The 26,287-nt window shown below is 69.6% G+C and carries 26 protein-coding genes and 1 pseudogene; 20 read left to right on the top strand and 7 right to left on the bottom strand.

Features of this window, described 5'->3' with window-relative positions:
• Positions 1 to 112 precede the first annotated feature (112 nt).
• Positions 113 to 586 carry a MarR family winged helix-turn-helix transcriptional regulator gene (locus QM774_RS09320; RefSeq protein WP_414975612.1) on the top strand — a complete coding sequence of 158 codons (474 nt, stop codon included), beginning with the start codon at positions 113 to 115 and terminating at the stop codon, positions 584 to 586.
• Entirely contained in the window at positions 583 to 2,286 is a 1,704-nt protein-coding gene (locus tag QM774_RS09315; protein WP_414975611.1) for an MDR family MFS transporter, read from the top strand. The genes QM774_RS09320 and QM774_RS09315 overlap by 4 nt, the downstream gene beginning before the upstream one ends.
• 61 nt (positions 2,287 to 2,347) lie before the next feature.
• Here QM774_RS09315 and QM774_RS09310 read toward each other — a convergent pair whose 3' ends face one another.
• Positions 2,348 to 2,827 carry an inorganic diphosphatase gene (locus QM774_RS09310; RefSeq protein ID WP_414975610.1) on the bottom strand — a complete coding sequence of 160 codons (480 nt, stop codon included), beginning with the start codon at positions 2,825 to 2,827 and terminating at the stop codon, positions 2,348 to 2,350.
• A gap of 106 nt (positions 2,828 to 2,933) precedes the next feature.
• Between QM774_RS09310 and dacB the strand changes: the two genes are divergently transcribed.
• The 15 genes and pseudogenes from dacB (at position 2,934) to QM774_RS09235 (ending at position 16,841) form a co-directional block, all read left to right on the top strand.
• Entirely contained in the window at positions 2,934 to 4,325 is a 1,392-nt protein-coding gene (dacB, locus tag QM774_RS09305; protein WP_414975609.1) for a D-alanyl-D-alanine carboxypeptidase/D-alanyl-D-alanine-endopeptidase, read from the top strand.
• Positions 4,318 to 5,382 (top strand): zinc-dependent metalloprotease, encoded by a 1,065-nt coding sequence (locus QM774_RS09300; RefSeq protein WP_414975608.1) that lies wholly within the window; start codon positions 4,318 to 4,320, stop codon positions 5,380 to 5,382. Before dacB ends, QM774_RS09300 begins: the two co-directional genes overlap by 8 nt.
• Positions 5,361 to 6,377 carry a tRNA lysidine(34) synthetase TilS gene (tilS, locus tag QM774_RS09295; protein WP_414975607.1) on the top strand — a complete coding sequence of 339 codons (1,017 nt, stop codon included), beginning with the start codon at positions 5,361 to 5,363 and terminating at the stop codon, positions 6,375 to 6,377. Before QM774_RS09300 ends, tilS begins: the two co-directional genes overlap by 22 nt.
• 71 nt (positions 6,378 to 6,448) lie before the next feature.
• Positions 6,449 to 7,006 (top strand): hypoxanthine phosphoribosyltransferase, encoded by a 558-nt coding sequence (gene hpt / locus QM774_RS09290; RefSeq protein WP_414975606.1) that lies wholly within the window; start codon positions 6,449 to 6,451, stop codon positions 7,004 to 7,006.
• A gap of 70 nt (positions 7,007 to 7,076) precedes the next feature.
• On the top strand, positions 7,077 to 9,341 hold the full coding sequence (ftsH, locus tag QM774_RS09285) for an ATP-dependent zinc metalloprotease FtsH (protein WP_414975605.1): 2,265 nt from the start codon (positions 7,077 to 7,079) through the stop codon (positions 9,339 to 9,341).
• A gap of 14 nt (positions 9,342 to 9,355) precedes the next feature.
• Positions 9,356 to 9,967, top strand: a complete 612-nt coding sequence (gene folE, locus QM774_RS09280; RefSeq protein WP_414975604.1) for a GTP cyclohydrolase I FolE — start codon at positions 9,356 to 9,358, stop codon at positions 9,965 to 9,967.
• Positions 9,967 to 10,839: a dihydropteroate synthase gene (gene folP / locus QM774_RS09275; RefSeq protein ID WP_414975603.1), complete on the top strand. Its 873-nt coding sequence runs from the start codon at positions 9,967 to 9,969 to the stop codon at positions 10,837 to 10,839. The genes folE and folP overlap by 1 nt, the downstream gene beginning before the upstream one ends.
• A complete protein-coding gene (gene folB, locus QM774_RS09270; RefSeq protein ID WP_414975602.1) occupies positions 10,832 to 11,209 on the top strand; it encodes a dihydroneopterin aldolase in 378 nt (125 codons plus the stop codon). The genes folP and folB overlap by 8 nt, the downstream gene beginning before the upstream one ends.
• Positions 11,206 to 11,715, top strand: a complete 510-nt coding sequence (folK, locus tag QM774_RS09265; RefSeq protein ID WP_414975601.1) for a 2-amino-4-hydroxy-6-hydroxymethyldihydropteridine diphosphokinase — start codon at positions 11,206 to 11,208, stop codon at positions 11,713 to 11,715. The genes folB and folK overlap by 4 nt, the downstream gene beginning before the upstream one ends.
• Positions 11,712 to 12,254 carry a DUF3180 domain-containing protein gene (locus QM774_RS09260; protein ID WP_414975600.1) on the top strand — a complete coding sequence of 181 codons (543 nt, stop codon included), beginning with the start codon at positions 11,712 to 11,714 and terminating at the stop codon, positions 12,252 to 12,254. Before folK ends, QM774_RS09260 begins: the two co-directional genes overlap by 4 nt.
• Before the next feature lie 72 nt (positions 12,255 to 12,326).
• Positions 12,327 to 13,475: a DUF6779 domain-containing protein gene (locus tag QM774_RS09255; RefSeq protein WP_414975599.1), complete on the top strand. Its 1,149-nt coding sequence runs from the start codon at positions 12,327 to 12,329 to the stop codon at positions 13,473 to 13,475.
• A gap of 125 nt (positions 13,476 to 13,600) precedes the next feature.
• Positions 13,601 to 14,482 carry a Rossmann-like and DUF2520 domain-containing protein gene (locus QM774_RS09250; protein WP_414975598.1) on the top strand — a complete coding sequence of 294 codons (882 nt, stop codon included), beginning with the start codon at positions 13,601 to 13,603 and terminating at the stop codon, positions 14,480 to 14,482.
• Complete coding sequence (panC, locus tag QM774_RS09245; protein WP_414975597.1) at positions 14,479 to 15,468, top strand: pantoate--beta-alanine ligase; 990 nt, start codon at positions 14,479 to 14,481, stop codon at positions 15,466 to 15,468. The genes QM774_RS09250 and panC overlap by 4 nt, the downstream gene beginning before the upstream one ends.
• 15 nt (positions 15,469 to 15,483) lie before the next feature.
• Positions 15,484 to 15,894 (top strand): annotated as a pseudogene (gene panD, locus QM774_RS09240) (aspartate 1-decarboxylase); the annotation flags it as partial.
• 122 nt (positions 15,895 to 16,016) lie between these two features.
• Positions 16,017 to 16,841 carry a type III pantothenate kinase gene (locus QM774_RS09235; protein ID WP_414975596.1) on the top strand — a complete coding sequence of 275 codons (825 nt, stop codon included), beginning with the start codon at positions 16,017 to 16,019 and terminating at the stop codon, positions 16,839 to 16,841.
• 1 nt (position 16,842) lies between these two features.
• Here QM774_RS09235 and QM774_RS09230 read toward each other — a convergent pair whose 3' ends face one another.
• Positions 16,843 to 17,580 carry a hypothetical protein gene (locus QM774_RS09230; protein WP_414975595.1) on the bottom strand — a complete coding sequence of 246 codons (738 nt, stop codon included), beginning with the start codon at positions 17,578 to 17,580 and terminating at the stop codon, positions 16,843 to 16,845.
• A gap of 183 nt (positions 17,581 to 17,763) precedes the next feature.
• Here QM774_RS09230 and QM774_RS09225 point away from each other — a divergent pair, with 183 nt between their 5' ends.
• Together QM774_RS09225 and lysS are read left to right on the top strand one after the other, a co-directional pair.
• Positions 17,764 to 18,171: a rhodanese-like domain-containing protein gene (locus QM774_RS09225; protein WP_414975594.1), complete on the top strand. Its 408-nt coding sequence runs from the start codon at positions 17,764 to 17,766 to the stop codon at positions 18,169 to 18,171.
• 290 nt (positions 18,172 to 18,461) lie between these two features.
• The gene (lysS, locus tag QM774_RS09220; RefSeq protein ID WP_414975593.1) at positions 18,462 to 19,979 is read left to right on the top strand and encodes a lysine--tRNA ligase; all 1,518 of its coding nucleotides are present in this window, start codon (positions 18,462 to 18,464) and stop codon (positions 19,977 to 19,979) included.
• On the opposite strand, the gene QM774_RS09215 is transcribed toward lysS, so the two are convergent.
• Positions 19,980 to 20,966 (bottom strand): oxygenase MpaB family protein, encoded by a 987-nt coding sequence (locus tag QM774_RS09215; RefSeq protein WP_414975592.1) that lies wholly within the window; start codon positions 20,964 to 20,966, stop codon positions 19,980 to 19,982.
• A gap of 127 nt (positions 20,967 to 21,093) precedes the next feature.
• Here QM774_RS09215 and QM774_RS09210 point away from each other — a divergent pair, with 127 nt between their 5' ends.
• Positions 21,094 to 22,599 (top strand): aldehyde dehydrogenase family protein, encoded by a 1,506-nt coding sequence (locus QM774_RS09210; RefSeq protein ID WP_414975591.1) that lies wholly within the window; start codon positions 21,094 to 21,096, stop codon positions 22,597 to 22,599.
• Between the two features lie 57 nt (positions 22,600 to 22,656).
• On the opposite strand, the gene QM774_RS09205 is transcribed toward QM774_RS09210, so the two are convergent.
• The 4 genes from QM774_RS09205 to mrf all read right to left on the bottom strand — a co-directional run bounded on the left by QM774_RS09205 (position 22,657) and on the right by mrf (position 26,202).
• Positions 22,657 to 23,793, bottom strand: a complete 1,137-nt coding sequence (locus QM774_RS09205) for a class I SAM-dependent methyltransferase (RefSeq protein ID WP_414976630.1) — start codon at positions 23,791 to 23,793, stop codon at positions 22,657 to 22,659.
• Positions 23,794 to 23,844: 51 nt separating this feature from the next.
• The gene (locus QM774_RS09200) at positions 23,845 to 24,501 is read right to left on the bottom strand and encodes a GNAT family N-acetyltransferase (protein ID WP_414975590.1); all 657 of its coding nucleotides are present in this window, start codon (positions 24,499 to 24,501) and stop codon (positions 23,845 to 23,847) included.
• Positions 24,502 to 24,661: 160 nt separating this feature from the next.
• Positions 24,662 to 24,913: a type B 50S ribosomal protein L31 gene (locus QM774_RS09195; RefSeq protein WP_414975589.1), complete on the bottom strand. Its 252-nt coding sequence runs from the start codon at positions 24,911 to 24,913 to the stop codon at positions 24,662 to 24,664.
• The gene (mrf, locus tag QM774_RS09190) at positions 24,910 to 26,202 is read right to left on the bottom strand and encodes a ribosome hibernation factor-recruiting GTPase MRF (protein WP_414975588.1); all 1,293 of its coding nucleotides are present in this window, start codon (positions 26,200 to 26,202) and stop codon (positions 24,910 to 24,912) included. The genes QM774_RS09195 and mrf overlap by 4 nt, the downstream gene beginning before the upstream one ends.
• Between the last annotated feature and the right edge of the window lie 85 nt (positions 26,203 to 26,287).

Genomic DNA, 26,287 nt, shown 5'->3' with positions numbered 1-26,287 from the left:
CGCGCAGCGGCCCCGCTTCGGGGCCGCTGTTTGCGTCCCTCGCGCACTCGGAGGCATACTTGTTCGGTGCAACTAGTTGCATGTAGCAAGCAAATCCTCGGAAGGAGGGACGATGCCGGTCCAAGACGCTCATCTGCTCGACGAGCTGTTCGTGGCACTCGGCAAGTACCTCCGCGTGCGGGAACGCGCCCTGACCAAGGCCGGGCACTACAACCGCGACACCGCCGACCCGGCGACCTTCCGGACCCTCATCGCTCTCAAACATCGCCCGATGCGGCTGAGCGAACTCGCCGAGGCGGTGTTCTCCGACCCGTCCACCGTCAGCCGCCAGGTGTCCCACCTCGTCGACGAGGGACTGGTCCGGCGGGAAGCCGACCCCGACGACGGGCGGGCCACCCGCCTCGTCGTCACCGAGGCCGGCTACACCAAACTCGCCGACCTCGTCGCCGTCCGTCGCCGCGTCGCGTCGGACATGCTGTCCGACTGGACCACCGACGACCTCGAGACCTTCGTCTCGCTCCTCAAACGATTCGTCACAGCCGCCGAATCCCAACTCCCGACCGCCATCGCAGAAGGTGAACGATGACCGACACCCCAGCCGCCGCCGAACGCGGCTTCCCCGACCTCACCCACCGCCAGATCCTGACGATCCTCGCGGGCCTGATGGCCGGCATGTTCCTGGCCGCACTCGATCAGACGATCGTGTCCACGGCCATCCGCACCATCGCCGACGACCTGCACGGCTACGACATGCAGGCGTGGGTGACCACCGCCTACCTGGTGACGTCGACGATCGTCACGCCGCTGTACGGCAAGCTGTCGGACATCTACGGCCGCAAGCCGTTCTTCCTGGCGGCCATCACCATCTTCATCGTCGGTTCGGCACTGTGCGCCTCGGCGACGTCGATGTACGAGCTGGCCGGCTACCGCGCATTCCAGGGTCTGGGTGCCGGCGGTCTGTTCACGCTGGCGCTGACCACCATCGGCGACATCGTGCCGCCGCGTGAACGCGCCAAGTACCAGGGCTACTTCCTGGCGGTGTTCGGCACCTCCAGCGTCCTGGGCCCGGTGCTCGGCGGCTTCTTCGCCGGCGCCAACTCGATCCTGGGCATCGCCGGCTGGCGCTGGGTGTTCCTGGTGAACGTCCCGATCGGCCTGCTCGCCCTCGGCCTGGTGTGGATGGTCCTCAACTACGACCAGCAGAAGCTGACCGGTCACCGCACCGACTACTGGGGCGCCCTGGCCGTCGCAGTCACCGTCGCACCCCTGCTGATCGTCGCCGAACAGGGCCGCGAATGGGGCTGGCTGTCGAGCAAGGCGTGGATCTGTTACGCCATCGGCGTGGTCGGTCTGATCGCCTTCATCCTGATCGAACGCATGATGGGCGACGAGGCGATCATCCCGCTCCGCATCTTCAAGAACCGTGTGTTCACGCAGGGCATCATCGTTTCGGTGATCGTCGGTGCCGTCATGTTCGGCGGCATCTCGATGCTGCCGCAGTACTTCCAGGTGATCCGCGGGTCGAGCCCGATGATGGCCGGCATCCTGATGCTCCCGATGGTGCTCGGCATGATGACGGCCTCGATCGTGTCCGGTCAGATGATCTCCCGCACCGGTCACTACAAGGTGTTCCCGATCGTCGGTTCGGTCATCCTGACGGCCACCGCGTTCGCGCTGCACTACATCGGCACCGACACCCCGCTGTGGGTGGTGCTGCTGCTGGCCGCCCTGCTCGGCATCGGTCTCGGTAACCTCATGCAGCCGCTCATGCTGGCCATGCAGAACGTGCTGCCCCTCAAGGACATGGGCATGTCGACGGGTACGGCCACCTTCTTCCGCCAGATCGGCGGCACCCTGGGTGTGGCGGTGTTCTTCTCCATGCTGTTCTCGCTGATGGGGCCGAACATCTCCAGCCACATGAAGTCGGCGTCCACCCAACCGGCGTTCCAGGCGGCCGTCGGCCAGGCGGCGCAGAGCACCGACCCGCAGGTCAAGGCGTTCGGCCAGGCGCTGGTCACCAGCGCGCAGACCGGTCAGCCGCCGGGGCCGGCCGTGTCGGGCGTCATGTCGGACACCTCCATCCTGGAGCGGATGCCCGACGATCTGTCGCGGCCGATCAAGGACGGCTTCTCGCAGTCCATGGATCACGTGTTCCTGGCGGTCTCGATCGTCTCGCTGCTCGCGATCATCGGCACCGTCACGTGGGCCGAGGTGCCGCTGCGCACCACGGCTCCGGCCGTCGAGGGCGTCGCGGTGGGCGGTCCCGACCCCGACGACGAGAAGTAGCCCGGATGCGCGAACGCCCCGACTCCCTGCGGAGTCGGGGCGTTCGCCTGTCTGCGGGCTCTTACGCCTTGTAGCGCTCGACGGCGGCCTGGGCCACCTTCTCGGCCTCGGCCTTGCCGACCCAACCGCCGGGCTGGACCTCCTTGCCGGGCTCCAGATCCTTGTAGTGCTCGAAGAAGTGCGCGATCGCGTCCAGCTCGAACTTGTCGACGTCGGTGACGTCCTGGACCTTGTCCCAGCGGGGGTCGCCGGCCGGCACGGCGAGCAGCTTGTCGTCGCCGCCGGCCTCGTCGGTCATCGTGTACATGCCGATGATGCGGGCCTTGACGATCACGCCCGGGAAGACCGACTCGGTCAGCAGGACCATCGCGTCCTGCGGATCGCCGTCCTCACCGAGGGTGTGGTCGATGTAGCCGTAGTCGGCCGGGTAGCCCATCGAGGTGTAGAGGTAACGGTCCAGGTACACCTTCCCGGTCTCGTGATCGACCTCGTACTTGTTGCGACCGCCCTTGGGGATCTCGACGGTGACCTCGAACTCCATGCTCTCTCCTGTTTCTGGCCGGCACGCGCCGGTTCGGGTGAGTATCGACCCACAACGATACTGTGGGAGCACTGGCCGAGTGAATCCGGAGGAAACCGAAGTGGCGGTGACGAATCAACCGGGCGCACCCACGCCCACGAAGAAGCGCACGCGACGCGTGCTGCTCGTGGCGTTGAGTGTGCTCCTGGTGGCCGGACTGGCGACCGGGGGCTGGTTCTGGTGGAGCACCCGGCCGGCGAAGGTGCCGGACGGCACGCCGCCGCAGCCGGCGGCGGTCACGGTGGCTCCGAAGTTCAAGCCGGTGTCGAACACCGCGCCGGTGCCCACCGACGACGGCATCGCCGCGCAGCTGGCGGAGGGCTTGAAGGATCCGGCGCTCGGCAAGCTGACCGGCGTCGTCTCCGATCCGGTCAGCGGGAAGACCCTGTGGACCCAGGATCCGGACACTCCGCGCACCCCGGCGTCCAACGCCAAGATCCTGACCGCGTCGGCGGTCCTGGAACAGATGCCCCACGACGCCCGCCTCACCACCAAGGTGGTGGCCGGTGACGATCCGGGCGAGGTGATCCTGGTCGGCGGCGGCGATCCCACCCTGTCCGGGCAGCCGAAGGGCACCCCGACCTTCTACACCGACGCCCCGCGGATCGCCGATCTCGCCGACCAGCTCAAGAAGGCCGGCGTCCAGGTCAGCTCCGTGAAGATCGCACCCAGCCAGGTCGACGGTCCCGATATGGCGAAGGCGTGGTCGTCCGACGACATCGAGGGCGGCGACATCGCTCCCATCCAGTCGCTGACCATCGACGGCGCCCGCGCCAAGGATCCGCTCGACGAGTTCTCGCCGCGCACCCCGACGCCCGCCGAGGATGCCGGCCGCGCCCTGGCCGACGCCCTCGACGTCCACAGCCCGGTCGAGGAGGCGAAGGTGCCGGCCGGCGCCAAGACCCTCGCGTCGGTCCGGTCGGCGATGCTCGAGACCCGCGTCGGCGACATGATGCGGTACAGCGACAACGTGCTCGCCGAATCGCTCGGCATCGAACTGTCGACGTCGATGGGCGGCCCGGCCTCCATCGAGGGCGGCGCCGACGCCGTCGTGAAGGTCCTGTCGCAGAAGGGTTTCAACACCTCCGGGGTGATCCTCAACGACTCGTCGGGACTGTCGGACACCGACAAGGTGCCGGCGACCCTGCTCGATCAGCTGGTGTCGGCGTCCGTCGACGGCAAGCATCCGGAACTGACGCCCATGCTCGACACCTTCCCGGTGGCCGGCGGCACCGGGACCCTGGCCGACCGTTTCGACAAGGACAACCCGGGCGCCGGCTGGGTCCGCGCCAAGACCGGAACGCTCACCGGTGTCAGCTCGCTGACCGGCATCGTGCAGGACGTCGACGGCCGTGTGCTGTCGTTCGCGCTCATGTCCGGTGGCACCTCGCCGGCCGACGCACGGCCGGCGATCGACGCGCTGGCCGGCGCGTTGCGGGAATGCGGCTGCCGTGGCTGACGACGAGAAGGACCGGCCGACCGCCAACATCGACTGGGCGTTGGCCTCGTCGCTGGGGCGGCGTCTGGCCCGTCCGGGCCCGAAGGTCACCCGGTACACGATGGAGCAGGCCCGCACCGAACTGGCCGATGCCGCGGTCCGTGCGGAGGGCCCGGTCCGCGACGTCACCCGGCTGGCCGACGGCCTGCCCGTGCCGGCGGCCCGGGTGCTGGATCGGTCCGGCTGGATCGAGGCGGCGGCCGCGTCGATGCCCGCCATGCTCGACGGCCGGGCCGGCGACGAGGGTTCCGGCGAGAAGGGCGGCACCGGCATCGCCGGCAAGCTGGCCGGCACCCAGGCCGCCGGGCTGCTCGCCTTCCTGTCCGGCGCCATCCTCGGCCAGTACGACCCGTTCTCCCCGGACCCGCAGACCGGCGAACCCGGTGTGCTGATGCTGGTGGCGCCGAACATCATCGGCGTGGAGCGCCAGATCCGCGCCGTACCGTCCGACTTCCGCCTGTGGGTGTGCCTGCACGAGGTGACGCATCGGGTGCAGTTCTCGGCCAACCCGTGGCTGTCGGGCTACATGCAGGACAACGTCGAACTGCTGACCGGCGGCGAGGGTGAGCCGATGACCGAGATGCTGTCCCGGATCACCGAGACGCTGCGCAGCGGCAAGCCGCGCGAGAACGGCATCCTCGGTCTCATGCAGTTGGTGCAGACCCCGGAGCAGGCCGATGCCTTCGATCGCATGCTCGCCCTCGGGACGCTTCTGGAGGGGCACGCCGATCACGTCATGGACGCCGTCGGCCCCGCGTACGTCCCGACCGTCGAATCCATCCGTGCCTCGTTCGAGCAGCGCCGCAACCGGCCGCAGAACCCGATCCAGCGCCTCATCCGGGCACTGATCGGCATGGACGCCAAGATGGCGCAGTACGTCCGCGGCAAGGCCTTCGTCGACGCGGTCGTCGGCCAGGTCGGCATGGACGCCTTCAACACGATCTGGACCGGTCCGCACACCATGCCGACGACGGCCGAGATCGCGGAGCCGGACGCATGGATCCAGCGGGTGCTCTGACCGGTTCGCCGGCCCAGAAGACGCTGATCGGCGCGGTGTCGTCGTTCGTCTCGTCACGCTCGGGCGGTGCGCGCTCCGCGCGCCTGCCGAACGGTGTCTGCGTCGCCCTGTCGGGCGGCCCCGATTCGCTGGCGCTGACGTTCGCCGCCGTCCGCGCCGGACTGGACGTCGAAGCCCTGATCGTCGATCACGGACTGCAGGACGGTTCGGCCGGCGTGGCCGCCACGGCTGCGGAGACGGCCCGGACCCTCGGCGCCCGCGCCCGCGTCCTGACCGTCCGGGTCGGCACCGAGGGAGGTCCGGAGGCGGCCGCCCGCACGGCCCGCTACGCCGCCCTCGACGCGGCCCGCGACGGCCGTCCGGTCCTGCTGGCGCACACCCTCGACGATCAGGCCGAAACCGTCCTGCTCGGGCTCGGCCGGGGCTCGGGCGGCCGATCCCTGTCGGGGATGGCCGCCTGGAACGAGCCGTGGGGGCGGCCGTTCCTCACCGTCCGGCGTTCGGACACCGTCGCCGTCTGCGACGAACTCGGTCTGCAGCCCTGGCACGACCCCCACAACGACGACCGCCGGTTCACGCGCGTCCGTGTTCGCCGGGAGGCGATGCCGGTGCTCGAGGACGTGCTCGGGCCCGGGGTCGCCGAGGCCCTCGCCCGCACCGCGGATCGGCTCCGCGCCGACTCCGATGCCCTCGACGACCTCGCCCGGGTGCTGCTCGATCAGGCCGCGTACCGCGACGGCTCGGCCGTAGTCGGCCTCGATGCCGAGATCCTGGGGGCGGCACCCGCCGCGCTGCGCACCCGGGCGCTGCGGCACTGGGTCCTCGGTGTCGCGGACGAGACCGGCGCCCGCACGCTCGCGCAACTCGACGCCCTCGTCACCGACTGGCGGGGACAGGGGCCGGTGGCCGTGGGCGGCGACGAACGCTCCCGCCTCGTGGTGGTGCGACGGGACGGACGGCTGATCCTCGACGAGGCGCCGCGGCGCGCGAGGTGACCGCCGTCGCACCGGCGGTCGAAGGCTTGCCTGGCTGGTAGCGACCGCCGCGCATATGACAAGCTAGGCGCGTGGCGCAGGGGTATTCCGAAGACATCGCATCCGTACTCGTCTCCGAGGAGCAGATCCGCAAGCGGACCGCCGAGATGGCTCAGGCCGCCGCGGACCGCTACAAGGACTCGCCCGACGACCTGCTGCTGATCGGCGTCCTCAAGGGTGCCGTCATGTTCATGTCGGACTTCGCCCGCGCCCTGCCGATCCCGAACCAGATGGAGTTCATGGCGGTCAGCAGCTACGGCTCGTCCTCCTCGTCGTCCGGGGTGGTCCGCATCCTCAAGGACCTGGACCGCGACATCGCCGACCGCGACGTGCTGATCGTCGAGGACATCATCGACTCGGGTCTCACCCTGTCGTGGCTGATGAAGAACCTCGCCACCCGCAACCCGCGATCGCTGGAGGTGGTCACCCTCCTGCGCAAGCCGGAAGCGGTGAAACTGCCGGTCGAGGTCGCCGACGTGGGCTTCGACATCGCCAACGAATTCGTCGTCGGCTACGGCCTCGACTACGCCGAGCGGTACCGCGATCTTCCCTACATCGGCACCCTGAAGCCCGAGGTCTACAGCTCCTGACCCCGGCGCACGGTTCGCCGAGAGGGAACACCGTGGGGCACTCACACGCAGGCGGGTAGCCTCGATGCCTGTGAACCGAAAGAAGCTGTTCCGGAACCTGGCCATCATCGCCGTGGTTCTGTTCGCCCTCTGGGGCTTCTCCGCCTTGCGCGCCGACGACCGGGAGTACACGCCCGTCGACACGTCGGTCGCCATGACGCAGCTGAACGACAAGAACGCCAAGTCCATCCAGATCGACGACCGTGAACAGCGGCTGCGGATCGAGACGAAGGACCCGGTGACCGTCGACGGCGCCAAGACCACCAAGATCACCGCGCAGTACCCGACCGGGGTGTCGTCGAAGGTGTTCGACGCGGCCGCCCAGACCGGCGCGCCCTACCAGACGAACATCACCAAGGACTCCGGCCTGCTGCAGTCCCTCATCGTGTTCGTGTTGCCGATGATCCTGCTGTTCGGCCTGTTCTTCTTCGTCATGAACCGCATGCAGGGCGGCGGCAAGGGCGGCGTGATGGGCTTCGGCAAGTCCAAGGCGAAGCAGCTGTCCAAAGACATGCCCAAGACCACGTTCGCCGACGTCGCCGGCGCCGACGAGGCCGTCGAGGAGCTCGACGAGATCCGCGACTTCCTGCAGAACCCGGCCCGCTACCAGGCGCTGGGCGCCAAGATCCCCAAGGGCGTGCTGCTGTACGGCCCGCCCGGCACCGGTAAGACGCTGCTGGCGCGCGCCGTGGCCGGCGAGGCCGGCGTGCCGTTCTTCACCATCTCCGGCTCGGACTTCGTCGAGATGTTCGTCGGTGTCGGCGCCTCCCGCGTCCGCGACCTGTTCGAACAGGCCAAGGAGAGCTCGCCCTGCATCATCTTCGTCGACGAGATCGACGCGGTCGGCCGCCAGCGCGGCGCCGGCCTCGGCGGCGGTCACGACGAGCGTGAGCAGACGCTGAACCAGCTGCTCGTCGAGATGGACGGCTTCGGTGAGCGTTCCGGCGTCATCGTCATGGCGGCCACCAACCGTCCCGACATCCTCGACCCCGCCCTGCTGCGTCCGGGCCGTTTCGACCGGCAGATCCCGGTCGGCAACCCGGACATCGCGGGCCGCCGCGCCATCCTGGCCGTGCACGCCAAGGGCAAGCCCCTCGCGCCCGACGTCGATCTGGACGGTCTGGCCAAGCGCACCCCGGGCATGTCCGGTGCCGACCTGGCCAACGTCATCAACGAGGCCGCGCTGCTCACCGCCCGCGAGAACAAGACCGTCATCACCGACGAGGCCCTCGAAGAGGCCGTCGATCGTGTGATCGGCGGTCCCCGCCGCAAGAGCCGCATCATCAGCGAGCACGAGAAGAAGGTGGTCGCCTACCACGAGTCCGGTCACACCCTGGCCGCGTGGGCGTCGCCCGATCTCGACCCGATCTACAAGGTCACCATCCTGGCCCGCGGGCGCACCGGTGGTCACGCGCTGGCCGTCCCCGAGCAGGACAAGGACATCATGACCCGCTCGGAGATGATCGCCCGTCTGGTGATGGCGATGGGTGGCCGCGCCGCCGAGGAACTCGTCTTCCACGAGCCCACCACCGGCGCCAGCTCGGACATCGATCAGGCCACCAAGATCGCCCGCGCGATGGTCACCGAGTACGGCATGAGCGGCAAGCTCGGCGCCGTCCGCTACGGCTCGGAACAGGGCGACCCGTTCCTGGGCCGCGGCATGGGCTCGGGCGGCTCGGACTACTCGGCCGGTGTGATGGCCGAGATCGATGAAGAGGTCCGCCGCCTGATCGACGCCAGCCACACCGAGGCCTGGCGGATCCTGGACCAGCACCGCGACAAGCTCGACGCTCTCGCCGGTGCACTCCTGGAGAAGGAGACCCTCGTCCGCAAGGATCTCGAGGAGATCCTCGGCGACGTCGACAAGCGTCCGCGGATGACCGAGTTCGACGACTTCGGTGAGCGCACCCCCAGCGATCTGCCGCCGATCAAGACGCCCGCCGAGATCGCCGAGGAAGCCGGTCTGACCGGCGGCGCGACCGGTTCGCTCGTCGATCCCGTCGAGTCCAGGGAGACCGCCGCCGAGAAGGCCGCCGCGGCCGAGGTCAACGACGGCACCCCCGTCGATCCGGCACCGCCGGCCGATCCGTTCGCGCAGGGCCAGCCCGGTGTTCCGGTCGAACACATCGACCCGGCCACCGGTGAACCCGTTCCCGGCCCGGCCCCCGCACCCGCCGGTGCGTCGCAGACCTGGCCCGACTACGGCGCCCCGCGCGACTGGCAGGCGCCCGGCTGGCCGCCGTCCGGCGGCACCGCTCCGGGCGGACCGGCTCAGCCCGACGACAAGAAGAACTGAGGGGAACGCAGCGCATGTCGCAGGAGACGTCCGACGAGAAGCTCGTCACCGCCGACGGTCGTGAGTTCGATCAGGCGCGGGCCGAGGCCGCCGTCCGCGAGCTGCTGATCGCGGTGGGCGAGGACCCCGATCGCGAAGGTCTGCGCCGCACCCCCGAACGCGTCGCCCGCGCGTACCGGGAGATGTTCGGCGGCCTGTACACCGACCCGGACGACGTTCTGGCCACCGTCTTCAACGAGGACCACCGGGAACTGGTGCTGGTCAAGGACATCCCGATGTACTCGACCTGCGAACACCATCTGGTGTCGTTCCACGGGGTGGCCCACGTCGGCTACATCCCCGGGGACACCGGTCAGGTGACCGGCCTGTCGAAGGTGGCGCGCGTGGTGGACCTGTACGCCCGACGCCCCCAGGTGCAGGAGCGTCTCACCAGCCAGATCGCCGACGCCCTGATGCGGCGCCTGCAGCCGCGCGGCGTGATCGTCGTGATCGAGGCCGAGCACCTGTGCATGGCGATGCGCGGCATCCGCAAGCCGGGCGCCAGCACCACCACGTCGGCGGTCCGCGGCATCTTCCAGACCAGTGCCGTCTCGCGCGGCGAGGCACTCGACCTGATCGCCCGCTGATGACCGGGGACGCCGGGCGCACCCTGGTGATGGGTGTCCTCAACGTCACCGCGGACTCCTTCTCCGACGGCGGTCGCTACCTGGAGGCCTCATCCGCCGCCGACCACGGCCGGGCGATGGCGGCCGCCGGTGCCGACATCGTCGACGTGGGCGGTGAATCCACCCGTCCGGGGGCGCACCGCGTGGATCCCGCGGTGGAAGCCGGCCGGGTGGTTCCGGTGATCGAGGCGCTGTCCGGCGACGGGATCGAGGTCTCCGTCGACACCATGCGTGCTTCGGTGGCCGCCGCCGCCATCGACGCCGGTGCCCGCTACGTCAACGACGTCTCCGGCGGGCGCGCCGACCCCGACATGGCCCGTGTGGTCGCCGATGCCGGTCTCCCGTGGATCCTCATGCATTGGCGGCCCGCCGCCGATGCCGACGGCGACCGGCACTTCACCCATCGCGTCGACGACGCCGGCGGCTACCGCGACGTGGTCGCCGAAGTGTCCGGCGAACTGCTCGGCCAGGTGGATGCGGCCGTCGCCGCGGGCGTCGACCCGGACCGGATCATCCTGGACCCGGGCCTGGGCTTCGCCAAGACCTCCGACCACAACTGGGCGCTGCTGCACGCGCTCCCCACCCTGGTGGGCCTCGGCTTCCCGATCCTCGTCGGCGCGTCGCGCAAGCGGTTCCTCGGTTCGCTGCTGGCCGACGGCGACGGCGATCGCCCCGCCGATCAGCGGGACGTCGCGACCGCGGCGATCTCGGCACTCGCCGCCGCCCAGGGTGCCTGGGGGGTACGCGTGCACGACGTCGCCGCCAGCCGCGACGCGGTCGCCGTGGCGGCGGCCTGGACCGCCGGCGGAGCACGAGGAGCACAGCATGGCTGACCGGATCGAACTGCGCGGCCTGAAGGTCCGCGGCAACCACGGGGTGTTCGACCACGAGAAGGCCGACGGCCAGGACTTCCTCATCGACATCGTGCTGTGGCTGGACCTGCGTCCGGCGGCCGTCAGCGACGACCTCGCCGACACCGTCGACTACGGCGCCCTGGCGCAGCGTGCCCACGACATCGTCGCCGGACCGTCCCGCGATCTCATCGAGACGGTCGGCGCCGAGATCGCCGACGACATCATGACCGACCCTCGGATCTCCGCCTGCGAGGTGACCGTCCACAAGCCGGGCGCCCCGATCCCGCTCACCTTCGACGACGTCGCCGTGGTGACGCGGCGATCCAAGAAGGGCGGGCCGACCCGGTGACCGTCACCCGCGCCGTGCTGTCCGCGGGCTCCAACATCGGGGACAGCCGCGGCCACCTGCGCAGCGTCGTCGAGGCGCTCGACGGCCAGGCCGTCGCGGTGTCGGACGTGTACACCACCGCACCTTGGGGCGGTGTGGACCAGGACGACTTCGCGAACGTCACGATCATCGCCGAGGCCGACCGCACCCCGGAGCAGTGGCTCGAGTTCTGCCGGGAGCGCGAGACGGCCGCCGACCGGGTGCGGGAGGTCCGCTGGGGCCCGCGCACCCTGGACGTCGACGTCGTCACCGTCGACGTCGACGGCGAGCCCGTGGTCTCCGGCGACCCCGACCTGACACTCCCGCATCCGCGGGCCGCGCAGCGCGCCTTCGTCCTGGTGCCGTGGCTGCAGATCGATCCGGATGCACGGCTGTGGACCGCCGACGGGGTGCGGCCGGTGGCCGAACTCGTCGCCGCACTGCCCGCATCGGAGACCGCCGGCGTCCACCGGGGTGATCCGCTGTGAGCTACGCACCGAATCCGTTGCCGCAGAAGCCGAACGGTGAGAAGCGGCTGGGCCCGACCACGGTGCGCGATCTGATCGCGATCGCCGTCGTCGCGGGCCTGGGCGGCTGGATCCTCATCCGCTACAACTACGGGTCGTTCCCGTCGCTGCCATGGCCGGCCGGCCTGACGTTCTACGTGCTGGCCGCACTCGAAGTGGTGATCGCGTTCCTGGTCCGGTCCAAGGTGTCCGACGGCAAGGTCGGTCCGGGTCCCGGACAACTGCATCCGATCAACGTGGCCCGGTCGCTCGCGCTGGCGAAAGCGTCGTCCATCCTCGGGGCGATCGCCCTCGGCGGCTGGCTGGGCATGCTCGTCTTCCTGCTCAGCCGGCGTTACCTGGAGGCGGCGACCGCGGACCTCCCCGGAGCGATCGTCGGTGCCGTCGGCGGACTGCTGCTGGCCGCTGCGGCGCTCTGGCTCGAGTACTGTTGCCGGGCGCCCGACGATCCCGATCCCGACCAATCCGACGCCTCCCCGGCCGCCGCCGATCCGGTCTGAGTGGGAATCCTGATACGCCTGATTCTGGGGTGAATCCTCAAGTTCAGGTAGAGAGCAGGTAAGTTGTCACCCATGACCAGCACCGACACGAGTGGCCGGGCGAGCCGCCGTACCGCGCGCCGCAGCGCTGCGCAGGATCCGGCCGCCCCGACCGCCCAGGCCGCGCCGCCGGCGACGTCGCCGCGCCGTCCTGCGTCGACCCCGCAGATCATGCTGGGTGTCTTCATCCTGCTGGCGCTGATCGCCAGCGTGCTGATGGTGGTCGGCAAGAACTTCTCGATCACCGCCACCCTCGCCGTCATCGCCGCCCTGTGGGCGGCGGTCATCGGCGCGATCCTGGTGGCCCGCTACCGGCGCCAGGCCGAGCTCGCCGAGACCCGCAGCAAGGATCTGCGGCTGGTCTACGAACTGCAGCTCGAACGTGAGATCGCCGCCCGCCGCCAGTACGAGTCGCAGGTGGAGAACGCCATCCGCGCCGAGGTACGCGAGGAACAGAACGAAGAGTTCGAAGCCCTCAAGGCGCAGGTCCTGGCGCTGCGGGCCAGTCTGGAGCAGATGCTCGGCAACCCGCTGCCGGAGGTTCCGCTGGCGCTGCAGCCCGAGCGCCGCCGTGAACTCGGCTCCGGCCTGAGCGGTGCGAACTACGCCGGATCCGGTTACACCGCCGCCACCGACGACCGGGTGGCCGCCGACCTCGACTTCGCCAGCACCGCCCCGCCGGCCGATCCCGGCCGGCATGCCCCGGCACCGGAGGCCGCGCCGGAACCGGACCGTCCCACGCCGGTCGAGATGACCGACATCATCCCGGTCACCGAGGACGACACCGAATACGCCGAGGTCGAATACGAGCAGCCCGCCGAACGCCACGACGAGCAGCCGTACCAGCCTCACTACGAGCAGCCCCAGTACCAGCCGCCGCAGCCGTCCTATGAGCAGCCGGTCTACGAGCAGCCGCAGTACGAGCAGACCGCCTACCCGTCGGCGCAGTACCCGCAGTCCGACGCGCCGACCGGTGGATTCGCCGCGCAGGCCTACGACGCCAACAGCTACCAGCCGCCGGTGCCGCCGATCCCGGACGTGCCGCCTATGCCGCAACGCCCCGGCGCCGCAGCCGACGACGACGAGGGCCAGCACGCGCACGGCACCTCCGCCGCCGACCTGATCCGGCGTCTGCGTCAGGACGCGAACACCCGCACCGACATCCACCCGCCGGTCGACTAGAAGCGGCGCCGAACCGGTGATGCCGGTCACACGGCGTAGCGGGCCGGTGAACCGGCGAACTATTCTTTCCAGGTACGTCCGGTACCCGATCGAACTCGGGACTGGAACGGAAAATGGAGGCTCCGGTGAACGCGCCGATCACACCCCCGCGCCTGAAAGTCGGCATCGTGTCCGCCGGGCGGGTGGGCACCGCGCTGGGTGAAGCACTCACCCGCGCCGGTCATCAGGTGGTCGCCGTGCACGCCGTGTCCGACGCCTCCCGCGACCGCGCACAGCGCCGTCTCCCGAGCGCCCGGATCGCCACCGTGCCCCAGGTCGTCTCCGCGAGCGACCTGATCGTGCTGGCCGTCCCCGACACCGAACTGGCCGCCGTCGCCGAGACCGTCGCCCGCTCGGTGAGGCCCGGCCAGATGGTCGCCCACACCGCCGGCTCCCAGGGTGTCGGCGTGCTCGCACCGATCGCCGAGACCGGGGCCATGGTGCTCGCACTCCATCCCGCCATGACCTTCGTCGGCACCGGCGAGGACACCGAACGGTTGTCGTCGTCGTGCTTCGGCATCACCGCCGCCGACGGGATCGGCGAGGCCGTCGCCACCTCGCTCGTCGAAGAGATGGGCGGCACCCCCGTCCTCATCGCCGAAGGCGACCGCACCCTGTACCACGCCGCCCTCGCGCACGGCGCCAACAATCTGATCGCCCTCATCAGCGATGCGGTCACCGCCCTGGACGCGGCCATCGCCGACGACCGCGTCACCCCCGGGCTCGCCCAGGAGATCCTCGGCCCGCTGGTGCGCGCCTCCCTCGACAATGTTCTCGCCATGGGGCCGGCCGCCCTGACCGGCCCGGTGGCCCGTGACGACGTCGCCGCCGTCGCCCGCCACCTCGAGGCGCTGCAGGGTCTGCCCGACCCGGGCATCGCCGGCGCCTACCGCACCCTCGCCGGCCGAGCCGCCGTCCAGTCCCACGCATCGCAGGCGATGCTCGACCTCTGTGAGGTGACCGCATGACCGACGTGACCGACGTGACCGACGCCCGGCCGTACACCCCCGGGCAGCTGACCGTCCACCGTGACCCGGCCGCGCTGAACCGGGTCAGCAAGGCGCTGCGCGCCACCGGGAAACGCGTCGCGCTGGTCCCGACCATGGGCGCCCTGCACGACGGCCACCTCCAACTGGTCCGCACCGCCAAACAGACCGGCAACACCGTGGTGATCGTGTCGATCTTCGTCAACCCGCTGCAGTTCGCGGCCGGCGAAGACCTCGACGCCTACCCGCGCACCTTCGACGAGGACTGCGCCAAGCTCCGCGAGCTGGGCGTCGAACTGGTCTTCGCCCCAACCGTCAGCGCCATGTATCCGCACGGGCCGCGCACCACCGTGCAGCCCGGTCCCGCCGGTGTCGGCCTCGAAGCCGCCTCCCGGCCCACGCATTTCTCCGGCATGCTGACCGTCGTCAACAAGCTGCTCAACATCGCCGCGCCGCACGCCGCCTACTTCGGCGAGAAGGACTATCAGCAGCTGGTCCTGATCAACCAGATGGTGCAGGACTTCGACATGGACGTCGAGATCTACGGCGTGCCGATCGTGCGGGAAGCCGACGGCCTGGCCATGAGCTCACGCAACGTGTACCTGAGCCCGCAGGAACGAGAACTGGCGACCACGTTGTCGGCCGCACTGCTCGCCGGCGGCCATGCCGGTCCCGGCGGCAAGGACGCCATCCTCGCCGCGGCGCGCGCCGTGCTCGACACCCAGCCCGACATCGCCGTCGACTACCTCGAACTGCGCGACCGCAATCTCGGCGACGCCCCCGAACAGGGCGACGGGCGGTTGCTGGTCGCCGCCAAACTCGGCTCCACGCGACTCCTCGACAACGTCGGGGTCGTGATCGGCGAACCGGAGGATCTGGCCGACCACGACCCGGACGCGGGGAATGTCGATCAGCTCGCCGACGTTCTATTCAACGACAGCCCGGACCCCGCACAGGGCCGGGACTGAAGAGAGGGAAACACCATGTTCCGCACCATGATGACGTCCAAGATCCACCGCGCCACGGTGACGCAGGCCGACCTGCACTACGTCGGCTCGGTGACCGTCGACCAGGATCTGCTCGACGCCGCCGGCCTCCTCGAAGGCGAGCAGGTCGCGATCGTCGACATCGACAACGGCAACCGCCTGGAGACCTACACGATCGCCGGCGAGCGCGGCTCGGGCATCCTCAGCATCAACGGTGCCGCCGCCCACCTCGTCAAGCCCGGCGACCTCGTCATCATCATCGGCTACTCGATGCTCGACGCCGAGGAGCTCAAGACCTACTCCCCGAAGGTCGTCTTCGTCGACGAGAACAACAAGCAGGTCAGTCTCACCGACGATCCCGCCGACGTCCCCGCCGACTCCGGCCTGAAGGATCCGCGCAAGCCGGAGACCGGTCACACGCACGCGTCCGGCCATCACCATGAGCCGCTGCCCGACTACGACCCCGACGAGATGACCGCCGAAGAGCTCCTGGCGCTGGCCGACCGTCACGCCCGGCCCCGCTGGTACACATGCTGCTGACGATCGACGTCGGCAACACGAACATCCATCTCGGGGTGTTCGCGGGTTCCGGCGATCACGCGAAGCTGGTCCGCGACTGGCGTATCCACACCCAGCCCAATCTGACGGCGGACGAACTCGCGCTCACCATCCGCGGTCTGCTCGGCGACGACCTCGACACCGTCACCGCCGTCGCGGCGAGTTCCACCGTGCCGTCCCTGCTGCGTGAACTGCGTGTCATGCTGCCGCGCTACTTCGGCGACGGCGACGGCGACCGAACGGGCCGGTCGGACACGAGCCCCCACGTGCTGCTCGAGCCGGGTGTGCGGACCGGCGTCCCGCTCCTCGTCGACAACCCCAAGGAAGTCGGCACCGACCGGGTCGCCAACGCGGTCGCCGCCGGCGGCCAGTTCCCCGGCAAACCGGTGATCGTCGTGGCCTTCGGCACCGCCACCGTCGTCGACGCGATCTCCGCGAAAGGCGAATTCCTGGGCGGCGCCATCGCCCCCGGCGTGCACCTGGGCGTCGAAGCCCTGTCCGAACACACCGTGACCGTCCGCAAGGTCGAACTGCGCGCGCCGCGCAGCGTCGTCGGCAAGAACACCCTGGAGGCTCTGCAGTCCGGGATCCTGTTCGGTTTCGCCGACCAGGTGGACGGACTCGTCGACAGGATCCGCGAAGAGGTTCCCGAGTTCGACGACGCCGTCGTCGTGGCCACCGGCTACCTCGCCCCGCTGATGCTCGACGAATGCGAGACCATCACCGAACACCGGCCCGAGCTCACCCTCGACGGTCTGCGTCGCGTCTACGAGCGCGTCAAAGCCGGCAAGCGCTGATTCAGCGGAACGCGCGGACCCCGGCGATCACGTTGCAGGCGGCCGGCCCGTCGGCGTAGCCCTTCTCGAAAGCGGCCTTCCGCTCCGGACCCGTGCCGTGCAGCGTGTCCGCGGGGCTGCCGATGTCGGCGAAGAGGGCGCTCGCCTCACCGTGCGCCGCAGCCGGGAGATCGCCGGTGCCGATCAAGTACCTGATTCCGACGCCGGACCAGCAGTCCGACGACAACTCCATCGGCTTCTGCCGGCCGCTGTCGCCGGTGAGTGACGGAATCACCACGTCGACCCCGCGGGCCTCCTGCATGCCGTGCCCCGACTCGTGGATCAGCACGGCGGTGGCCGCCACGTCGTCGGTGAACAGACGTTCCTTATCGGTGCGGGGAAGGATGAACGTCGTCCGGTCGCAGTGGTGTGCACCCAGAGCCAGGATCGGCGGCAGATCGGCGTAGCCGCAGAACGGCGAACCGACACCCGGCCCGGACGGCCAGGCGAGGCCCGACGGCGCCGGGGGAGCGATCACCGTCTCCCGCACCACCCCCTGCGCCTTGCGTGACCGCAGGAACGTCTCGGTGAGGGCGGCCCCGCACCGCACGGTGTCGGTGAAGCCCGCCTTGCCGCAGGCGGTCTTCGACGGGGAGACCGGTGTGGTGCCGAACGGGGCGGCCTGTGCGGGTGCGGCCGGCGCGGCGCCGGCCACGACGGCCGCGGTGGACAGGGCCGCGGCGAGAGCATGGCGTTTCATGCGGCCGACGGTAGACCGGATTAAACCCACCCGTGCGCGGAATTGTCGGAGTCCGCCGGAGTCTCTGGCAGAATCGTCGTCGTGATCAAGAGCTGTCAGGAGTGTTGTCCGGCCTGAGCCGCCCCCGCGGCCGGCCCCTTCGACGACCCCCGCTCCCTGCCGATCACTGCTAGAGGACTTCCGATGACCCTCGCCATCGACGCACCCGTCACCATCACTTCCGCTCCCGCACCGCTGTCGGTGCCGACCGCCGACTACCGCCGCGCCGTCGATGCCGGCGCCCGCCTGGTCGACCTGCGGGACCCGGCCGACCGCCGCCGCGGCGGAGCGCTGCTCGGTGCGCTCGCCGTCGGCCTCAACGAGGCCCTCGACGCCCTCACCCCGGGTCAACCGGCCGCCCTGCGGTCGGCGATCCCCGACGCCCAGTGGCTGCTCATCAGCGAAGACGGTCACGACGCCGAGCAACTGGCCTGGCATCTGCAGGCCCGTGGTGTGCACGGCGCCCGATTCGTCATCGGTGGGCACCGTGCGCTCCGTGCCGCCGGGGTCGGCGGCACCGTCACCGGGGTCTCCCCAGACCTGTTCGCCTGATCCTGCCTCCCGCTCGTTCCGTTGAGCCCGTCGCCTCACGCTCGTTGAGCCTGTCGAAGCGAGCTCCTTTCGACAAGCTCAAGGAGCGTGGGGAAGCTGAGCTCCTTTCGACAAGCTCAAGGAGCGTGGGGAAGCTGAGCTCCTTTCGACAAGCTCAAGGAGCGGGATGCGGCCTCAAGGAGCGTGGGGGAGCCGAGCTTGTTTCGACAAGCTCAAGGAGCGGGACGCGGCCTCACGGAGCGTGGGACGGGCGGTGAACCCGTGGTCGGGGTGCCGTAATCTTGTTGACCGTGAGTGACCAGGCCGCACAGACCGACGACCAGACCCCCGAACAGCTGCGCATCCGGCGGGAGAAGCGGGAACGCATCCTGTCCGAGGGACGCGAGGCGTACCCGGTCGGCGTCGAGCGCACCACCTCGCTCAAGGAACTGCGCGAGAAGTACGGCCATCTGGAAGCCGGCGACGAGACCGGGGACGTGGTCGGTGTGGCCGGCCGCGTCATTTTCCTGCGCAACAAGGGCAAGCTCTGCTTCGCCACCCTTCAGGAGGGTGACGGCACCCAGCTGCAGGCCATGGTCAGCTTCAACGGCGTCGGTGAAGAGGCCCTCGGCCGGTGGAAGGCCGACGTCGACCTCGGCGACATCGTGTTCGTGCACGGTCAGGTGATCTGCTCGCGCACCGGGGAACTCTCGGTGATGGCCGACTCGTGGGAGATGGCGTCCAAGGCGCTGCGCCCGCTGCCCGTCGCCCACAAGGAGATGAACGAGGAGTCGCGGGTCCGTCAGCGCTACGTCGACCTCATCGTCCGGCCGGAGGCCCGCGAGATCGCCCGCACCCGTGTCGCGGTGATGGCCGAGCTCCGCACGTTCCTCACCGACCGCGGCTTCCTCGAGGTCGAGACCCCGATGCTGCAGACGCTGCACGGCGGCGCCGCGGCACGCCCCTTCGTCACCCACTCGAACGCCTTCGACATGGATCTGTACCTGCGTATCGCGCCGGAGCTGTTCCTCAAGCGCTGCGTGGTCGGCGGCATCGACAAGGTGTTCGAGGTCAACCGCAACTTCCGTAACGAGGGCGCCGACTCCACGCACTCGCCCGAGTTCGCCATGCTCGAGACCTACGAGGCCTACGGCGACTACAACGACGCCGCGGTCATGATCCGCGAACTGGTGCAGTCGGTGGCGATGGGGGCGCTCGGCACCCTCACCCCGACCATGCCCGACGGCTCCACCTACGACCTGTCGGGAGAGTGGACCACCCTCGAGATGTATCCGTCGTTGTCGCAGGCCCTCGGCCGGGAGATCGTGCCCGTCGAGACGTCGGTCGACGAGCTGCTGGCCATCGCCGACGAGGTGGGGCTGGAAGTCCCCAAGGACAAGGGCTACGGCCACGGCAAGCTGGTCGAGGAACTGTGGGAGCACATGGTCGGGGAGAAGCTGGACCAGCCGGTGTTCGTCCGCGATTTCCCGGTCGAGACCTCACCGCTGGTGCGTGCGCACCGCAGCGTTCCGGGCGTCGTGGAGAAGTGGGACCTGTACGTTCGCGGTTTCGAGCTGGCCACCGGCTACTCCGAGCTCGTCGATCCGGTGATCCAGCGTGAGCGGTTCGTCGACCAGGCGCGCCTGGCCGCCGCCGGTGACGACGAGGCCATGGTGCTCGACGAAGAGTTCCTCGCCGCCATGGAGTACGCGATGCCTCCGACCGCCGGCACCGGCATGGGCATCGATCGGCTGCTGATGGCGCTCACCGGCCTCGGCATCCGCGAGACGGTGCTGTTCCCGCTGGTGAAGCCCCGCCTCGACGGCTGATCAGCGGGCCGACCGGCGGGCCGCTCGTCGGACCGCGGACGGCTCCCCCTTGTCGTGGGCGGTGAAATCCCGGAGCTCGCGTCGGCGCATCGCGCGGATCACCCGCTCATGGGCACGGGCGTGATAGGCGAGCGGTGAATAGGTGACGCGCTCCGGCAACACCCGCAGCGCGAATCGGTACAGCCTGAACAGGCGCTCCAGATAGCGCTCGTCGCCGTCGGTCCACTCCACGCCGAGGATTCCGCGAACCCGCTCGTCCATGGCGCCGAACGTCAGCGCATGCGTGAACCGGCTCAACGGCCGGTCGAGACGCCGGATGGCGGCCAGTGCCGGCCCGCGCGGAATCCACGACGGCAGGCCCCCGAGATCGGCCTTCGACACCGCGGCGGTGGGGGCCGCGAGGCGGTCCAGGTTCTCGACGAGCGCCGGATGGGCGATCAGCACCTCGTCGACCATGTGTCGGTAGTAGTCGTCGAACTCGGCGCGCGACGTGGGATAGCCGCGCTCGGGGACCTGCGTGATGCGGGCCAGGCGGACGTTGTCCGCGAAGATCTCGTCGAGTTCGGCGTCGGTCAGCGCGCGCCCCAGGAACAGTGGGGCCACCCGGACCGTCGTGGCGTAGGCGGTGGCGATCACCCAGCCGTAGGCGGACGGATCGAGGGCACTGATGTGCTTGCCGGCCTGATCGCCCGTCTCGGCCGTCATCTGCAACGGCCGGTGCATGCGACGCAGCCAGTAGCCCTGCTCGATGGCGGCTTTGCCGCCGTAACTCCATTGCTGGGTGGCGTCGAACGACCGGATCGCCCGGCCGGCGGGATCGCGGTCGGCCACCGAATACCGGTCGGTGACATCGCCGATCACCGGGTGCATGCCCTGCATGATGAAGGCGGCCCCGACGGCGGGCAGGAACATCCACTGCCCGGCCAGCCGTCCGGTGAGGCCGAGCGGGTCGATCAGATCGGGGATCGGCTGCACCCAGTCGGTCACGCTGCGACTCCTCTGCCGTCGGATTCTTCCCCTGTGACGCAGGTCTCCACTGGGGTAGGATCCAGTGTAAGAGACAAACTACGAAACTTGTCTCGATCATCATCCGTTGAACAGTGGAGGGTCATCCATGACCAAGCCGGCAGACGTATCCGTGCGGGCGGGCGACAAGGTGTCGTCCGAATCGCACACCCTGAGCGAACTGCTCGAGATCCAGAAGGCCGCCTTCCTGCGCGACGGCATTCCGGACGCCAAGACCCGGATCGACCGGATCAACCGCCTCGGCCAGATGCTGCTCGACAACGCCGATGAGATCACCGCCGCACTGGACGCCGACTTCGGCACCCGCCCGCGAGAACTCTCCATCGCCGCCGACGTCGCCGGCTGCATGATCGACCTCACCCATCAGCGTCGTCACGCGGCGGAATGGATGAAGGAGACGAACGTCTCCAAGGTGCAGGGACTGCTCGGCTTCAAGCAGCGTCTTCGTCACGACCCCCTCGGTGTCGTCGGCATCATGGGTCCCTGGAACTTCCCGCTGCAGCTGACGATCGTCCCCGCCGGTTCGGCGTTCGCCGCCGGCAACCGCGTCCTGATGCGTCCGTCGTCGATCACCGCCAAGACCACCGACGTCCTGGCCCGCGTGGCCCCGGACTACTTCTCCATCGAGGAATTCGCCGTGGTCACCAGCAAGCACGGCGGCGGCGCCGACTTCGCGAAGCTGCCCGTCGACCACATGTTCTTCACCGGATCGCCGGAGGTGGGCGCGTCGGTCGCGGCCGAGGCCGCCAAGAATCTCGTTCCGGTCACCCTCGAGCTGGGCGGCAAGAACCCGGCCATCGTGGACGTCGACGCCGACATCAGCGCCGCCGCCACGTTCCTCGCCGACGCTCGCATGGTCAACGGTGGCCAGGTGTGCCTGTGCCCCGACTATGTGTTCGTGCCGGAGAGCAAGGTCGGCGAGTTCACCGACAAGGTGATCGCCCGCTGGGCCGATAACTTCCCGACGATCCTGAAGAACACCCAGTACACGTCGACCATCAACGACAAGAACTACGAGCGGATCGTCGGACTGATCGACGATGCCGTCGACCTCGGGGCCACCAAGCATCAGGTGATCCCGGCCGGCGAGCAGCTGCCGGACGCCACTGCCCGCAAGATCCCTCCGACCTTGCTGACCGGCGTCAAGGCGGGCATGAAGATCGAAGAGGACGAGGTCTTCGGGCCGGTCCTCACCGTCTACCCGTACCGCGACCAGAAGGAGGCGATCGACAAGATCAACTCCGCAGGTCACCCGCTCACCCTGTACTGGGTCGGCGACGACAACGAGCGGCTCGCCTACGTCGCGGACCACACCCGCAGCGGCTCGATCAGCGGCAACGACTTCGCCCTCCACCTGCTGTCCGCCGGGCTGCCGTTCGGCGGTGTCGGTCGGTCCGGCATGGGCAACTACCACGGCGAGTTCGGTTTCGAGACCTTCAGTCATGCCCGCGCGGTGACCGTCTCGACCATGCCGATCAAGTTCTCCGAACTGATGTCGGCGCCCTTCACCAAGAGCGATACCCGCCTCACCGACGTGCAGATGAAGATGTGGAACGTCATTCAGGGACGCGCGTCCCGGAAGAGCCGCAAGTAGAGCTGCAGCCCTCGCAGAGACGCCCCGGCGACCACGGTCGCCGGGGCGTCGCCGCGTCTAGAGACGGGTCGACGCGGTGATCGTGAACTTGGCGTTCCGGGCCACCTGCCGGGTCGGACCGACGATCCGCTCCAATGCCGGCCGATAGCGCAGGTGCGAGTTCCACACGCACCACAGCTCGCCGCCCGGCGCCAGCGCGCGGGCGGCATCGGCGAACAGGTGGCCGGCGATGCCGGTGCTCACGGCGGCATCGCTGTGGAACGGCGGATTCAGCAGGATGAGCGGCTGTGAGCTTGCCGCGAGGGTCTCGGTGCCGTCGGCGCGCACCACATCGACGCGTCGGTCCACACCGCTGAGACGTGCGGTCGCGGCGGCCGACGCAGCGGCGGCCGCCGAACGGTCGGTGGCGGTCACGGTCAGGCCGGGCCGGGTGAGGGCGAGGACCGCGGCGACGATCCCGGTGCCGCAGGCCAGGTCGAGCGCCGAGGAGACCTCGGGCATCGCGCCGACCTGCTCCAGCAGGAACCGTGTGCCGATGTCGATGCCCGTCCCGGCGAACACCCCGCCGTGCGCGGCCACGACCAGGCCGCCGTCCGGCACGGTCGGCGAGCGGTGCGTCTCGGTCCGTGGCCACCGGGCAGCCGCATCGAGGGCGGCGTCGCGGCGAGGCCCGGTGGCCGTCAGCATTCGTGACTTCTGGCGGGCCCGGCTGACATCGACGCGGTCGAAGACGGTGAGCAGGACGTCGTTCATCGACGTCGACATGTGCTTGATCCGCCCGCCCGCGGCGACCGTCACCGTCGGATCGGCGTGGGCGGCGATCATCGCGGACACCTCGGCGAGCCGATCCAGCGATCGGGGGAGGCGGAGCAGGACCGCGGTGGCTCCGTCGAACGTCTCCGGGGCGAGCGGCAGCGACGTGAAGCCGCCGTCGGACAAGGTGTCCGAGAGTCGGCGGGCGTTGGCGGCGAGTGCGCGCTCACCGGTGATCAGGTCCTGGTGGACCCGGACCTCGCCGGCCCCCTGCGACACCGCGCCGAGCGTGAGAGCCCCGTACGAGTCGTCGACCACGACGAGCCGCCCCGGCGCGGTCGATGCGCGCAGCGGGGCGGTCTCGTCGAGCAGCAGCCGATCGGCCGCGTCGGAGGCCTGAAGGCCGGGCCCCTCGACGTCGGGGAAACGGCGCAGGTCCAGATCGGTGTCGATGGTCTAGAGACTAGGTCATCGCACGACCTGCTCCGGCCGTCAGGCGCTGGGAGCGTGGATGGTGAGCGGCACGCCCGGGAACAGTCGCGCGAACTCGGAACGGCTGCGACGCAGCGCCGCCGTGCCGTAGCCGCGCTTGCGATCCATCGGCCGGATCCAGACCCGGACGTTCACTTCGCCGTCGCGCAGTTCGCCGAACACCAGGCCCACCTTGTCGGAGCCTTCGAGGGCCACCAGCCAGGCGGCGTCCTCGGCATCCACCCGGTCGGCGCCGGCGGCCATCTCGTCATCGAGTGATCCGGCGGGGCTGCCCGAGCCGTCCGCCGACACCTGGAGTTCTGCGGTGCGCTCGGCGAGCAGGTCGGCGTCGTCGTCCGCGGAGAACGGCCGCAGATCCAGGGTGTCGCTGGCCGCGGCCGGGCGCTCGGCGGAGGTGAAGCTGATCGCCTGGTTCAGATCGTCCAGCTCGGCCTGGTTCTTGCGGCGCTCGTCCTTGGTCAGCTGGAAGAACGACATGTTGAGTACGGCGTCGGCGCCGAGCGGTGACTTTCCCAACAGCTGGGAGATGGTCGCGACGGCCGCTTCGCGGTCGTCGGCCTCGACGATCGCGTCGAGGACCTCGTGGCGCTTCTCGAGCGCGGTCAGCAGTGCATCGGTGATTTCTCGGCGTTCGGTGGCCTGGTCAACATCAGTCATGAAGGCGATGTTAGGGCCGAAATCACGGACGCGCCTGTTACCGGTGAGTGGACCCGCGAGTAACTTAGAAATGCCTGGTCAGAGCCCGTTAACACTGGGTAACGCGGGCGGGAAGGCGAGTGCTCGCAACGCGAAAAACGGGCTAACGAGGTCGAGCAGACTACTTCTGCCGTACGCCGTAACGCTTGTTGAACTTCTCGACGCGTCCGGCGGTGTCCATCACGCGCTGGTTGCCGGTCCAGAACGGATGCGACTCGTTGGTCACGTCGACGACGATCAGGGGGTAGCTGTTGCCGTCCTCCCAGTCGACGGTGCGATCGGACGTCGCCGTCGATCGGGTCAGGAACTGCGAACCGGTGTTCGCGTCCTGAAAGACGACGGGGTGGTAGTCGGGGTGGATGCCGGGCTTCATCGGTTGTTCTCCTCGTTGGTACTGATCTCGTAGGTGGTCGGTTCGGCGGGGTTGTCCTCGCAGGGCTCGTGGTGGACGTCGCCGAACGGTGACGGCAGCGTCGCCAGAAAGTGCGGTCCGCGAGCGAGTTCCTCGTCGGTGACGAGTGCGGCGTCGAGCGTGCGCCGGATCTCGTCCGGATCGGCGCGGTGGGTGACGGCCACGATCGACGAGTGCCGATCACCGTTCTGCTCGTTCCACCGCAGGGCGGCCATGGCGCGCACCGCCGGGGCGACGTCGAGCAGATCCTCCTCGGACCGGGCGGCGAGCCAGGTGGCCACACGGCTGATCCCGAGGGCGCCGCCCGCCGACTCGAGCCACAGGATGTCGTCGGAACTCGACGTGAGCCACATCCGGCCGCGCGCGCTGACCACGCCGTCGAGCAGGACGTCCAACGCGTCGTGCAGGCGTTCCGGATGGAACGGGCGGTCGGCCTCGTAGGTGACCAGTTCGACGCCGCAGTCGGCCTCGAGCGGCGGGCAGCCGTCCAGCAGCGGATCGAAGACCGTCGACAGGCGTCCGCGCCGGGACGCCGCCGGAAGGCTCGTCAAGACCTCGCCCATCTCGGCGATGGTCGGCTCGTGTCCATGGCCGATCGAACGGATCGACGCCGTGGGCGCCAGCCGCTCGAGCACCGCGAACAGACGTGCGGCACCGTACGGGTCCTCCGGCACCGGCGGACCCTCCACGATCAGGGCGTCGGCGAAGCGGGCCTGCGCCACCGCCACCTGGGCGACCGTGCGTTCGTCCTCCATGTCGGTGAGTTCGGCTTCGGTCAGGGTGACGTCGCCGGTCGCGTCGTCGAGCCAGCGTTCCTGGCTGACGGCGCACAGGGTGGTGATGACGTGGACGTCGTCTCCGGCCGGTGCGGTCGGCAGACCCTCGCCCTCGACGAGGGTGCCGATGATCTCATCGACCACCTCTTCGGGCTCGAGGATCGGATCGAGCAGGACGACGATCCGGTGCACCCGCTCGTCGCGGTGCAGGCGCCGCAGCAGCGGCAGCAGATCGTGGCGAAGGGTGCAGGTGGCGCAGCCGTGCTCCAGCTGCACGCCCTCGATGAGGAATCGGTCGTCGTCGTCGGTGACGATCCGCAACTGACGCACCACGTAGCCGAGCGAGACGGTCCGGAGGTCGTGCGAGACGAGGGCGGTGCCGGCGATGGCAAGAGCGTTCGCGATGCGTGCGGAGGCGTCGCGGTCCAGTCCGGTCGCCAGGGTGACGGGGGTGCGCGGGGCGGCAGGGTGCACCGGGTCTCCTTCAGGTGGTCGTCTCGCTAACGAGAACGATTTTCGAAATCTGGATTCGTACTGTAGCGTCCCTCAACGTCTTAAT

The organism is Gordonia sp. (in: high G+C Gram-positive bacteria) (assembly GCF_047600565.1).
Lineage (GTDB): Bacteria > Actinomycetota > Actinomycetes > Mycobacteriales > Mycobacteriaceae > Gordonia.
The sequence above is the reverse complement of the archived record's forward strand: the minus strand, read 5'-3'. Positions and strand labels throughout refer to the sequence as shown.